General features: G+C 58.0%; 13 protein-coding genes. 6 read left to right on the top strand and 7 right to left on the bottom strand.

Annotation, left to right across the window (positions count from 1 at the left end):
- The first annotated feature begins 68 nt into the window (after positions 1-68).
- Both DWA01_RS02935 and DWA01_RS02930 read left to right on the top strand, forming a co-directional pair.
- Positions 69-818, top strand: a complete 750-nt coding sequence (locus DWA01_RS02935; protein WP_114284157.1) for an alpha/beta hydrolase — start codon at positions 69-71, stop codon at positions 816-818.
- Between the two features lie 34 nt (positions 819-852).
- Positions 853-1,287: a VOC family protein gene (locus DWA01_RS02930; RefSeq protein ID WP_114284156.1), complete on the top strand. Its 435-nt coding sequence runs from the start codon at positions 853-855 to the stop codon at positions 1,285-1,287.
- Positions 1,288-1,438: 151 nt separating this feature from the next.
- On the opposite strand, the gene phaZ is transcribed toward DWA01_RS02930, so the two are convergent.
- Entirely contained in the window at positions 1,439-2,725 is a 1,287-nt protein-coding gene (gene phaZ, locus DWA01_RS02925; protein ID WP_114284155.1) for a polyhydroxyalkanoate depolymerase, read from the bottom strand.
- A gap of 133 nt (positions 2,726-2,858) precedes the next feature.
- Here phaZ and DWA01_RS02915 point away from each other — a divergent pair, with 133 nt between their 5' ends.
- The 4 genes from DWA01_RS02915 (at position 2,859) to DWA01_RS02900 (ending at position 6,900) form a co-directional block, all read left to right on the top strand.
- Entirely contained in the window at positions 2,859-4,652 is a 1,794-nt protein-coding gene (locus tag DWA01_RS02915) for a class I poly(R)-hydroxyalkanoic acid synthase (protein WP_114284154.1), read from the top strand.
- 116 nt (positions 4,653-4,768) lie between these two features.
- On the top strand, positions 4,769-5,212 hold the full coding sequence (locus DWA01_RS02910) for a phasin, PhaP (RefSeq protein WP_114284153.1): 444 nt from the start codon (positions 4,769-4,771) through the stop codon (positions 5,210-5,212).
- A 113-nt stretch (positions 5,213-5,325) separates the two neighbouring features.
- Positions 5,326-5,931 (top strand): polyhydroxyalkanoate synthesis repressor PhaR, encoded by a 606-nt coding sequence (gene phaR / locus DWA01_RS02905; protein ID WP_114284152.1) that lies wholly within the window; start codon positions 5,326-5,328, stop codon positions 5,929-5,931.
- A 6-nt stretch (positions 5,932-5,937) separates the two neighbouring features.
- Positions 5,938-6,900 carry a LysR family transcriptional regulator gene (locus DWA01_RS02900; RefSeq protein WP_114284151.1) on the top strand — a complete coding sequence of 321 codons (963 nt, stop codon included), beginning with the start codon at positions 5,938-5,940 and terminating at the stop codon, positions 6,898-6,900.
- A gap of 87 nt (positions 6,901-6,987) precedes the next feature.
- Here DWA01_RS02900 and DWA01_RS02895 read toward each other — a convergent pair whose 3' ends face one another.
- The 6 genes from DWA01_RS02895 to DWA01_RS02870 all read right to left on the bottom strand — a co-directional run bounded on the left by DWA01_RS02895 (position 6,988) and on the right by DWA01_RS02870 (position 12,334).
- Positions 6,988-8,175, bottom strand: a complete 1,188-nt coding sequence (locus DWA01_RS02895; RefSeq protein ID WP_114284150.1) for a DegT/DnrJ/EryC1/StrS family aminotransferase — start codon at positions 8,173-8,175, stop codon at positions 6,988-6,990.
- Positions 8,176-8,294: 119 nt separating this feature from the next.
- Positions 8,295-8,975, bottom strand: coding sequence for a type 1 glutamine amidotransferase (locus DWA01_RS02890; RefSeq protein ID WP_114284149.1), 681 nt, complete (start codon positions 8,973-8,975; stop codon positions 8,295-8,297).
- A 7-nt stretch (positions 8,976-8,982) separates the two neighbouring features.
- The gene (locus tag DWA01_RS02885; RefSeq protein ID WP_114284148.1) at positions 8,983-9,789 is read right to left on the bottom strand and encodes an ABC transporter permease; all 807 of its coding nucleotides are present in this window, start codon (positions 9,787-9,789) and stop codon (positions 8,983-8,985) included.
- A complete protein-coding gene (locus DWA01_RS02880) occupies positions 9,786-10,670 on the bottom strand; it encodes an ABC transporter permease (RefSeq protein WP_114284147.1) in 885 nt (294 codons plus the stop codon). Before DWA01_RS02880 ends, DWA01_RS02885 begins: the two co-directional genes overlap by 4 nt.
- Before the next feature lie 131 nt (positions 10,671-10,801).
- Positions 10,802-11,524, bottom strand: a complete 723-nt coding sequence (locus DWA01_RS02875) for a transporter substrate-binding domain-containing protein (RefSeq protein WP_114284146.1) — start codon at positions 11,522-11,524, stop codon at positions 10,802-10,804.
- A gap of 39 nt (positions 11,525-11,563) precedes the next feature.
- The gene (locus DWA01_RS02870) at positions 11,564-12,334 is read right to left on the bottom strand and encodes an ABC transporter ATP-binding protein (RefSeq protein ID WP_200832491.1); all 771 of its coding nucleotides are present in this window, start codon (positions 12,332-12,334) and stop codon (positions 11,564-11,566) included.
- Between the last annotated feature and the right edge of the window lie 117 nt (positions 12,335-12,451).

The following is a 12,451-nucleotide window of genomic DNA, read 5'->3' as shown; positions in this document are numbered from 1 at the left end:
AGCTTGCCCTGAGCGCCATTGTTATTTGCGTGTGGGGCGTTAGCTTGCTGACAAGCAAAGGAGCCAACATGACCGAGATGTTTCTGACGCCAAAGGGGCGCGTCATCGCCTATGATAAAACCCCCGGATCATTGCCGGGCGTGGTGTTTCTGGGCGGATTTATGTCCGACAAAGAAGGCACCAAAGCCGTGGCGCTTGAGGCCTGGGCCAGGGCGCAGGGGCGGGCGTTCCTGCGCTTTGATTACTCTGGTCACGGCGAGTCGTCGGGTGCCTTTACCGACGGGGCGATTGGCGACTGGGCCGAGGACGCGCGCGCAGTGATTGAGGCGTTGACCGAGGGGCCTCAGCTTTTGGTCGGCTCATCCATGGGGGGGTGGATTTCGCTGCTAATGGCGCGGGCCATCCCGGAGAAAATTGCCGGCATGGTCACGGTCGCTGCGGCGCCTGACTTTACCGAAGACAGCATGTGGGCCGGGTTTTCTGAGGTGCAAAAAGCCGAGCTGGCCCAGGCCGGTCTGGTGCTTCTGCCCTCAGATTATGGCGAGCCCTATCCAATCACCCGCCGCCTGATTGAAGACGGGCGCGATCAACTGGTGTTGCGCAGCCCGCTGGAACTGCCTTTCCCGGTGCGTATGTTACAGGGCACGGCCGATGAGGATGTCGACGTGTCGGTCGCCATGCGCTTGCTGGACCACGCCAGTGGCGAAGATATCCGCCTGACTTTGGTCAAGGGCGCAGATCATCGTTTTTCAACCCCGGACTGTTTGATGCTGATCAACAAATCGGTGGAGAAAATCCTGCGCCGCCTGGCCAGCTGATCGAAACCCGCCGAAACAGTACAAGGAACCTGCCATGCAACAGAGAATCAGCCTGATCACCCTGGGTGTCGAAGACCTTGACCGCGCTGCGGCATTTTATGAAGCCCTGGGCTGGCAGAAGGAAGATGCGGGGGCCGAACTTCGCATCTTTAATCTGCTCGGACAGTCGATCGGGCTCTATCCCAGGGAAAACCTGGCACGGGACATGGGTATTGAACTGTCTGAAATCGGCGGTTTTTCCGGGGTGACATTTGCCCATAATGTACAGGATCGCGCCTCAGTTGATGATATTGCCGCGCGCGCCAAAGACGCCGGTGCGCGCATGATCAAACCGCCGCACGAAGTGTTCTGGGGCGGATATATCGCCTATTTTGCGGACCTGGACGGGCATGTCTGGGAGGTGGCCCATAACCCGTTTTCAAAACTCGGCCCCAATGGAGAGTTCCGCTGGGGCGGTTATCCGGATTAACGCGCCTGGTTTCCGGATTTGCGATGGTAAGCTGCGCCAAGGTGATGCCGGAGTACCTTATCTGCACGGGGGAGACGAGGTGCCGCACAAGATGCGACACCATCTTCGGCGCGGTAGTTAAGACACCGCCAACCTGGCGTTTGTCAGCTGTTTATGACGCTTTTTTCCGGGTGGCTTTCTTAGCAGCCTTGCTGGTGGCCAGCCGGGGACCGGAATTGGCATCGATAAATTCCAGCACCAGCGGCCGGATATTGTTGCGCCAGGATTTGCCGGCAAAGATGCCATAATGACCGGCGCCAGGTTCCAGATGACTGGCCTTTTTGCTGTCGGGCAGACCGGTGCACAGGTCCAGCGCGGCAATACACTGGCCAGGCGCTGAAATGTCATCCTTTTCACCTTCAACGGTTTTGATCGCGACACTGGTGATCTTGCCGATGTCCACTTTTTTGCCAGCCACCACAAAATCATTGCGCGCGATGTCCCGGTTTTTGAATATCCGCTCAACCGTCGACAGGTAAAACTCTGCGGTCATATCCATCACCGACAGGTATTCGTCGTAGAATTTGTTGTGTTTGTCATGCTCAGAGGCTTCGCCCTTGGCGACACGGTTGATCTGGTCCAGAAATGCCTGGCTGTGGGTGTCCCGGTTCATGCCAATAAAAGACGACAGTTGCAAAAGCCCGGGATAGACCAGTCGCCCGGCACCGGCATACTTAAAGCCGACGCGCTGTATCATCGACTGTTCCAACTGCCCCATGGTGACGCGGGCGCCGAAATCGGTGACGTCAGTCGCAGCGGCATCCGGATCGATCGGGCCGCCAATCAATGTCAGGGAAAGCGGCTGTGCCTCCGGATCTTCTTCGGCAAGATAGGCGGTCGCAGCAAGCGTAAGCGGTGCAGGCTGGCACACGGCAATTACATGGGTATCGGGTCCCAGATGCTTCATGAAATCGACAAGATAAAGCGTGTAATCTTCGACGTCGAACTTGCCTTCCGACACCGCAATGTCGCGCGCATTGTGCCAGTCGGTGATGTAGATTTCGCAATCGGGCAACAGGCTGTTGACGGTGGAGCGCAGCAGCGTTGCATAATGGCCCGACATCGGCGCCACCAGCAGAACCCGGCGCTTCATTTCCGCACGGCCCTGCACTTTGAAGTGTAACAGATCGCCAAAGGCCCGTGTGACCACGGTTTCAACCTGAACCAGATGATCGCGCCCGTCGTCGCCGACCACCGCGTCGATGCCCCAGTCCGGTTTTGTGACCATACGGGCAAAACTGCGTTCCATCACTTCGCCCCAGGCGGCCATATACTGGAAAGCAGGATTGGGAAATAAGCCGACCGCCGGATAAGAGCCAAGCGCCTGGGCCGAAGCCCCAAGCCATTGATTGGTGGTCCGCATCGTTTCCATCAGGTCGTAGGTTGCCATAAACCGCATTGCTGTTTCCCCGTCCCGGATCACTCCGGTTAAAGTGTCGCCTTTTCAGGACCAAATTCGCGCGTTAAGCTGATCACAAGAATGCAGCAGCCCGAAATGCTGCACCTGCAAAGAGTAAGGGGAGACGTGCCCGATGACAACTGATGATGCAGTTGCAGAACGAAAACGCGCTGAATTTAACGCCAACCTGGCCAAAATAGAGCAGCTTTCGCAACGTCTGGTTGAAGTGACCGCACAAAAACCCAAACGCGATCCGGGGCTGGAGGCGCCAGGGCAGGATCTGCTTATGAAAGCGGGCAGTGCATGGTGGGCGGAAACGCTGAACGATCCAGCCAGAATGATTGAACAGCAGGCCGCGTTCTGGGGCAAAACGATGACGCATTTTGTTGAGGCGCAACAGGCGCTGGCAAAAACCGGGTATCAGGCGCCGCAGGACGACACCCCAACGGACAAACGCTTTTCCAATCCGATGTGGCAGACGCACCCCTATTTCAATTTCCTGAAACAGCAGTTCATGATGAATGCGGAGGCGATCCGGACCACTGTGGCAGATATGAAAGATCTGGAGCCGGGCGACCGCAAACGCATGGAATTTTTTTCGGGCCAGATCATCGATCTGATGAGCCCGTCCAATTTTCTGGGCAGCAATCCGGATGCGCTTGAACGGGCGGTTGAGACAGACGGGAAAAGCCTGGTCGACGGGCTGGAGAACCTGGTGCGGGACCTGGAAAACAACAACGGGGAATTTCTGGTCCGCCTTGCCGACAGTGACGCGTTTGAAGTCGGGGTGAATCTGGCCCTGTCGCCCGGTTCTGTGGTTTACCGCAACCGCATGTTTGAGCTGATTCAATACGCGCCCGCCACCGAAAGCGTGCATCAGACCCCGGTGGTGTTGTTCCCACCCTGGATCAACAAATTCTACATCATGGACCTCAAGGAAAAGAACAGTCTGATCAAGTGGATCGTCGATCAGGGATTCACCCTGTTCGTGGTGTCGTGGGTCAATCCGGACGCGTCTTATGCAGATGCTGGTCTCGAAGAATATATCGAAGAAGGTTATCTGACCGCCATTGAGCAGGTGAAACAGATCACCGGTGAGAAAAAGATCAACGCGATCGGGTATTGTATTGCCGGTACTACATTGTCGCTGACCCTGGCGCTGATGGAGAAACGCGGTGATACCTCGGTCAATGCGGCCACGTTTTTCACCACGCTGACGGATTTTTCCGATCAGGGCGAGGTGGGCGTGTTCCTTGATAATGATTTTGTCGACGGAATCGAACGCGAAGTTGCCGAAAAAGGTGTCATGGAAAGCCATCTGATGTCGCGTACATTTTCATACCTGCGTTCCAATGATCTGATCTATGCGCCAGCGATCCGCAGCTATCTGATGGGGCAGGCGCCGCCCGCCTTTGACCTGCTCTACTGGAATGGCGATGGCACCAACCTGCCGGCGCGGATGACGATGCAATACCTGCGTGGCCTGTGCCAGCAGGACCTGTTTTCCACCAGTGGATACGAACTTTTTGGCGAGACGCTGCACATTGGCGATGTCAAAGTGCCGCTTTGTGCCATCGCCTGTGAGAGCGATCATATCGCCGCCTGGAAGTCCTCTTTTAGCGGGATTTCGCAGATGGGCGCTTCTGACAAGACGTTCATTCTGTCAGAATCAGGCCATATCGCCGGCATCATCAACCCGCCGAGCAAGAAAAAATATGGCCATTACAGCAATCCGGATATGGGGCTTGCTGCGGAGGACTGGAAAGAGGGCGCAGCATTCTCCCAGGGGTCCTGGTGGCCACGCTGGGGGGGGTGGTTGGCAAAAAGATCAGGAAAACAAGTGCCTGCGCGTATTCCTGGCGAGGCATCTCACCCGGTTCTGGCCCCGGCACCGGGCACATACGTAAAGTCTTCTCCTGCCGGATGATCCGGAATGGGTATTTATGCTGCAGTGCAGAATAAACCTTGATTTTCTGCACTGCAGCATCCATATAACTCCTGTACTTGAAAACACCGGGGCATGGCCTCATCAGGAGTAGTGACATGGCTAAGACTCAAGATTTTTCGAAGATGATGCAAGACATGCTGGGTGGATTCCAAATCGACACCAGCGCTCTGCAGGACGCGTTTAAAGGCTCCGCAGCTTTTGGCGAAAAACTGACCAAAGTGGCGCTGGAAGCCGCTGAGAAATCCACCGAGATTTCCAACAAATGGACCAAAGACACGCTGAGCAAAGTGTCCGCGGCTTCGACTGAGAAAGCCGAGCCTGCCGATTTTTCCAAATCGGTCACAGATTTTGCCTCGGCTCAGGCCGAAATGGCTGCTGAAAACATGGCCGCTTTTGCCGAAGTTGCGAAAAAAGTTCAGATGGAAACTGTTGAGCTGATGCTGGCTGCCGGCAAAGACCTCACCGAAGACACCACGGCCGCTGTGAAAAAAGCCACCGCTGACGTGACCGCTGCTGCGAAAAAAGCCGGCGCGAAATAAGCACCACACGGGTTCCTCCCTCCCGGGGTGCAAAGGGTAGGCTGCAAAGCCTGCCCTTTCTTTTTGTGCAGGGCTCGCATAGACTTTCTGCACTGCAAAAGGGAGGGTCGATTTTGGCCGATACAAAAACACCATTGCTGATTAAGAGATACGCCAGCCGTCGTCTCTATAACACCGAAACCAGCGATTATGTGACGCTGGACAATATTGCCGCGCTGATCCGCGAGGGGCGCGAAGTACAGATCATCGACCTCAAAAGTGGCGATGACCTGACCCGCCAGTATCTGCTTCAGATCATTGCAGATCATGAAAGCAAAGGCGAAAGCGTGTTGCCTCTGGGGGTGCTGACCGATCTGGTGCGCAGCTATACAACCGAAGTGCAGTCCGTGGTGCCGCAATTTCTGGCGATGTCGTTTGAAATGCTGCGCGACAGTCAGAGCAAGATGATGGAAAATGTCTCCAGCCCGGTGCCATCAATGCCGACGATGCCAAACATGCCCTCCGTGCCGGGGTTTGAGGCGATGCAGGCGCAGCAAAAAGCGTTCCTGCAGGCGATGACATCCGGCCTTTCCGCTGGCTGGCCGGTGCCCGGCAGCACAGGCGGTACGGGCAGCACAAGCGGCAGTGACAGCTCCGCGAGCAGCAACAAAGACAGCGAGCTTGACGACATCAAATCCCAGCTCGCCGATCTGCAGTCCAAACTGGCAGCGATGAAGTAAACACGCATGGCTGACAGCGCCGGGCGCATCACTCTGTGGGGGATTGAGGTCTTTGCGGCCACGGCGGACGAACAATCTGTGTCCGCCGCTGCCCGGCGTCTTGGCGCCAGCCCGTCTTCAGTCTCCCAACAGCTCTCCAATCTGGAAGCCGCGCTGGGATGCGCGCTGCTGAACCGGCGCGAGCGGCCGGTGACCCTGACCGCTGCGGGCCATGTCATGCGCCGCCGCGCCAATGTTATTCTGAACGAAGCCGCCCAGGCCCGGGCTGAGATTGCAGCGCTGGGCACCGGTGCGCTGACCCAACTGCGCCTTGGTGTGATTGAGGATTTCGACGCGGAACTGACACCCCGCCTGTTGTCCCACATGGCCGGCGATCTGGAGGGCGCGCAGTTTCTGCTGGAGACCGGGCCCAGCCACCGCTTGTTTGATCAGCTGGACACAAGGGCGCTTGATGTGGTGGTCGCCGCCGATATGGGCGCTGCTGCGGCCTGGATGGAAGTGCATCCGCTGTTGCAGGAGCCCTTTGTTGTCGCCGCCCCCAAAGGCGCGATTGATCCGGCACAAGCGCTGGACCAGCTGTCTCAACTGCCGCTGATCCAATACAGCGCCCGCCACTATATGGGGCGCCAGATTGCTGACCACCTGGCGCGCCAGAACCTGACCCTGTCCCACCGGTTCGAGTTGGACAGTTACCGCGCGATCATGGCGCTGGTCGCGGGCGGGGCAGGCTGGACCATCCTGACCGTGACCGGCGTCAGCCAGGCCCGGCGCTTTCACGATGCGATTGATATCCTGCCGCTGCCCTTTGCACCGCTGATGCGCACGATCTCATTGTCTGCGCGCCGCGATATACTGGGCGATATGCCGGCGCAGATCGCCGGCCGGATCCGGCATTTGCTGGATGAGCTGATTGTGGCGCCCAATCTGGCGCGGCATCCCTGGATGAAAGAGCCGCTGCAGGTGCTTTAAACCCGCGGATCCGGACGGGGGCGGCGCAAAAATGCTGCGCAGCGAAACCAGTTGCAGCCCGCAGCAACTGGCGCGGGCGTTGATCTGTTATCCGGTGGCGCGCCGGGCGGTTTTCACTTCATCAACGGCGGACAGAAGCGCCTCAGAGATAAAATCAAGCTCCGCCCGGGTCAGTCGTGCTGGCAGTCGGATGTCGCAGGCTTTCATCAACATGGCACGGGTTTTGGGCAGATCCGGGATCTCGCCGATAAACTGCCAGTTCCAGAACGCGCGTGCATTGTCGGTGCTCAGCCCAAACACCTGCACCGGCACGCCATTGGCGCGGGCGGCGGCCTGAAAGGCCAGGGTTTCGGCCTCGCTGAACGCCGCCAGGTTAAACTGCAGCGAATCCGGGGCGCGTTCCTCGGGGGCCAGCGCCTCAGGCACATGCAGGTGCGCACATTGGTTCAGATGCGCTGCCACATAGTCGTGATTTGCGCGCCCGTCGCGCACACGCCGCGCCAGTTCGGGGATCTGCGCGCGCACCAGTGCAGCCGACAGGTTAGACAGGCGCTGATTGTAAAGCGGAAGCTTGTTTTGCCAGCGGGTGAACGAATTCAGCAGGTGGCCATGTTTTTTCCAGTTGTGCTCATAGGCGCCGGACATGATCACAGCGCGGGCAAAGATCTCTTCATCATCGGTGATCAGAATGCCGCCTTCGCCAGCGTTCAGCATTTTGTAGGACTGGAAGGAAAAACAACCGATCTTGCCGAGTGTGCCGATGTTTTTGCCATGCCAGGTGGTGCCCAGCGAATGCGCCGCGTCTTCTATCACCGGAATGTCGCGCTGATTGCACAGCGCCATGATGCTGTCCATGTCTGAGGTGTGGCCGCGCATATGGCTAATGATCACCGCCTGTACATCCTTCAGCCGGGCCTCGAAATCCACCATGTCGATGCGATAATTGTCACCGACCTCACAGAGAACCGGGATGCAGTCGGCGTGCAGCACAGAAGAGGGCACCGCCGCAAATGTAAAGCCAGGGATCAGCACCCGCGCGTCACGTGGCAGGCCAAGCGCCTTGAGCGACAGGAACAAAGCGGCCGAGCAGGAGGACACCGCCACGGCATATCTGGCACCCAGACGTTTGGCAAACTCTTGTTCCAACAGGGAAACCGGCGAGTCCGCACTGGCGGTATAGCGGAAAAGATCACCGCTGTTTAACAGGTGTTCTATTTCTGTGCGGGCTGAGTCGGGAATGGGTTCTGCGTCATAGACGTTGGGGCCAATAGCCATACCTTCACCTTATCCGAAATGTCTTTTCGGATTAACTACAACATAGATGCGTTCAGATCCAAAGCAAAAAGCCCGCAACGCGGGTAGCGTGACGGGCCTTTTCATCGGCTGTGCAGTCGTTATGCGCCGCGAAAATGCCCGGCGATCATCCGCGCCAGCACGGGCTCATCTGTGGGCTGATCAAGCGCAGCCTCCGCCGCGTCCATCATGTCCGCCGGTACCGGGACGGTGTCGCGTTTGGCGCGCAGGAAATCGCCAAGGATAAACGGGTCCAGCTCCGGATGGGGCTGCACCGTCAGGATGCTGTCGCCATAGGCCAGTGCCGCATTCTCGCAAAAATCGCTGCTGGCAACCACGCGGGCACCCTCTGGTCGTTCTACCACCTGATCCTGATGCCATGCATTCAGCGCCAGGTCTCCATGCCCGTCAAAACGGTACTCGGTGCGTCCGACCGACCAGCCGCCGCTGAATTTCTCCACCCGGCCACCAAGCGCCTGGGCGATGATCTGATGGCCAAAACAGATGCCGACCATCGGCCGCTTTGCCACGTGAATGCTGCGGATCAGATCTTCCAGCGGTGCGATAAACGGGACGTCTTCATAAGCACCGTGCAGGGAGCCGGTTATCAACCAGCCATCCGCCAGCTCCGGCCCGGCAGGGAACTCCATATCGCAGACGTCATAGCTCTCAAGTGAAAACCCGTGCCCGTCCAGCAGCCGCGCAAACATAGCGCGAAAATCACCGTGTGTGTCTGCTATAACTTCCGGCACGTGGCCGCAGTGCAATACTCCGATCTTCATCTTCTCATTATCTCATCAACTGGGGCCGGTAACGGATCTTACGGCGCTGCTCTTTCGGCAGGTGCCGGTTCAGGCGTTTGTTCACCACCCCAAACAGACCAATCACGATCAGCGTCAGCAGGATGAAATAGCCGGCCAGGATCGGGTAGGGGATGAACGGGTTGAAGGTCTTGTCGGCGAAATAATTGGCGTAATACAGCGCGTCCCCTTTTTGTCTCCAGGCTGGAAAACCGGAGAAAAACACAAGTGTGGTGGCGTGGAACAAAAAGATCGCCTCGTTGGTATAGGCCGGCCAGGCCAGCCGCAACATCGTAGGCCAGAGGATACGGCGGAACCGCGGCACCCCGGTGATGCCATAGGCGTCTGCCGCTTCGACATCACCCTTGGGGATCGACTGCAGTGCGCCATAGAAAATCTCGGCGGAATAGGCGGAGGTGTTGAGAAACAGCACCACCAGCGCGCCCATACCGGCCGAGCTCAGTGGGTTGAAAAACGGGCTGACGCTTTTGAGGCTGAGAAACAGGAAATAGGCAAAGAAGAACTGAATGAACAGCGGCGAGCCACGGAACAGGAAGATGAACCATTCAGAGGATTTGCGCGCCAGCCGGTTGTGCGACGCTTTGCCCACCGCCAGCAGCGTGGCAAAGAAAAATCCGGTCACCAGCGCGATGGCGCCGAAATACACGTTCCAGATCATGCCGGAGCCGATCAGGGTGAACTGGTCGCAGAGCGTGAAATCACTGCGCGGCAGCAGTCGTTCGCCATAGCCAAGCGAGCGCAGCCCATAATCTTGTATCGTCTGCCAGCAGTTCATGCTTCGGCCCTCCGTTGCGCTTCGCCGCCGGTGGTGGCCTGGCCGTGAGACAGTTTGTTGGTGAGCCGGGTCAGCACGATTTCGGACACCCGGGTGAAGCCGAGATAGAACACCAGCAGCGCCAGGAAATACCACATGCGCCAGTCAGGGTGCGGGTAGGCGGTAAACCGTGCGGTCTTGAACCCACCCAGTTCGCGCGCCCAGTAAACGATGTCCTCGACCCCGAGCAGGAACAACAGGGGTGTGGATTTGATCAGCACCATCCACAGGTTGGACAGGCCCGGCAGCGCATAGACCCACATCTGCGGCACGGTGATGCGCCAGAAGGTCTGGCGGTGGCTCATCCCGTAGGCCTCGGCGGTCTCGACCTGCGCCCGGGGCACCGCGCCCATTGCCCCGTTCAGGACATTGGCGGCAAAAGCGCCGAAGACGATGGAAAAAGTCAGCACCGCAAGTGAGAAACCATAGGTCTCATGCATCCATTGCGGCGAGGATGACAGGGGCATTTTCGCCGCCGCACAGACGACAAAATCATTGCCCTGGCGGATCGGATCGGTCCATTCGGGGCACAGCACCTTATGGCGGGCCCACTCAAACCCCTGATCCAGCGCGATCACAAAAAACAGGAAAAAGGCGATATCCGGCACGCCGCGCACAATGGCGATATAGCCGCGGCCGATCCAGCTCAGCGGTGGGAAATGCGACCGGGCCGCCATCGCGCCGCCAAAACCGAACAACAACGCCAGCGGCGCCGTTATGGCCAGCAACAGCAATACAGTTCCAAATGAGATGTAAAACCCCATGTGCTTGCCGGTGGTGAGATAGCAGGACAGCCATTTGAAACCGGAAAGCGTGGCGGGATCGGCGCAATATTCAAAAATGGCGGGACCTCATGAGGTATTGGCGAAGCCGGGGTGGGGTCGAAACCGGGGTGAGGGCGGACCTTGGCCGGACACCGCCGGCCTGCAATCAAAACAGGCGGGGCCATCGCGGCCCCGCCTGATGAGGTAACTTAGTAGGTTGCGATGCCGTCGCCGAACCATTTAACCAGCAACGTGTTCAGGGACCCGTCGGCTTTCATGCTGTCGATGGCCGCGTTGAATTTGCCACGCAGTTCGGTGTCGCTTTCACGAATGCCAAGGCCAATGCCGCCGCCAAGAGGCACGTCGTTGCCAACAAACATCAGTGCGCCACCGGATTCGTCCACGATTGGCACCAGGTAATCTTTGTCGGCCAGCACCGCGTCCGCTTCGCCACTTGTCACCGCTGCAATGGTCTCATCCGGCGTTGGGTACTCAACAAGAGTTGCGCCGGAGCTGGCCACATAGCCGGCCTGGATGGTCGCGGTCTGTGCGGCAATCACGCCGCCTTCCAGATCAACGCTGTCGGAAACCGCCATAAATGCGGAGGCCGTGGGCGGATAGTAATCTTGTGTAAAATCAATGACTTCGTCGCGTTCGTCGGTGATCGACATGCCAGCGATAATGGTGTCATAGTTGCCGGACACCAGGTTGGGGATGATGCTGTCCCAATCATTGGTGACCCACTCGCAGGTCAGCTCAGCCCGTGCGCACAACTCGTCGCCCAACTCGCGCTCAAAGCCGTCGACTTCGCCGGCATCATTGATGAAGTTATAGGGAGGGTAAGCGCCCTCGGTGCCCATGCGTACGGTCTGCGCCATGGCGACGCCGGCGCTCAATGCCAGCACGGCAGTGGTCAGGATCAGTTTTTTCATTGTTAAAACTCCCAGTCAGTGTGTTGTAATAAGTGTCGTTTATGCCGGAACGGTAGCGCTGACAAATTGCTTCAGGCGCTCCGATTTTGGGTTGCCGAATATTTCATCCGGCGTGCCTTCTTCTTCGATCAGCCCCTGGTGCAGAAACACCACGTGGTCTGATACATCCGCCGCCATGCGCATGTCGTGGGTGACAATGATCATGGTGCGGCCTTCGTCGGCAAGTGACCGGATCACTTTGATCACCTCTTGCTCCAGTTCAGGATCAAGCGCCGAAGTTGGTTCATCAAACAGCAAGGCCTTGGGCTCCATGCACAAGGCGCGTGCGATCGCCGCCCGTTGTTGCTGGCCGCCGGACAATTGCGCCGGGTAGACATCGCATTTGTCGCCAATGCCCACCTTTTCCAGATATTTGCGCGCTGCGGCCTCAACCTCGTCGCGGTCACGTCCCAGAACAGTCACTGGCGCTTCCATCACGTTTTGCAGGATGCTCATATGCGCCCACAGATTGAACTGCTGGAACACCATCGACAGGTTGGTGCGGATGCGGGTGACCTGGGTCCGGTCCGCCGGGTGCCGGTTCAGCCCGGTGCCGCGCCAGACAATTGGTTCGCCTTCAAAGCGGATCTCGCCCTGCTGGCTGTCCTCCAGCAGGTTGGCGCAACGCAACAGTGTCGACTTGCCGGATCCGGAGGAACCGATCAGGGAAATGACATGCCCTTTGGCGGCGGTCAGAGAGACGCCTTTCAGCACCTCCAGCTGACCATAGCTCTTGTGCAGGTCGTGAATTTCGATAACGGGTTCTGAAATTTGGGTCACGCGGCTTCTGACGTCTTGTTGTTGATATGGGTGCAGTAGGTACGAATTAACGAACAAATGCAATGTTCGAGTAGGTTCTTCGATTTGGCAAACGCGCCATTTTGACAG

Source organism: Candidatus Halocynthiibacter alkanivorans (assembly GCF_003333265.1).
GTDB lineage: Bacteria > Pseudomonadota > Alphaproteobacteria > Rhodobacterales > Rhodobacteraceae > Halocyntiibacter_A > Halocyntiibacter_A alkanivorans.
Note: the sequence above shows the minus strand (reverse complement) of the source record. Positions and strands in the feature narration are given on the sequence as shown.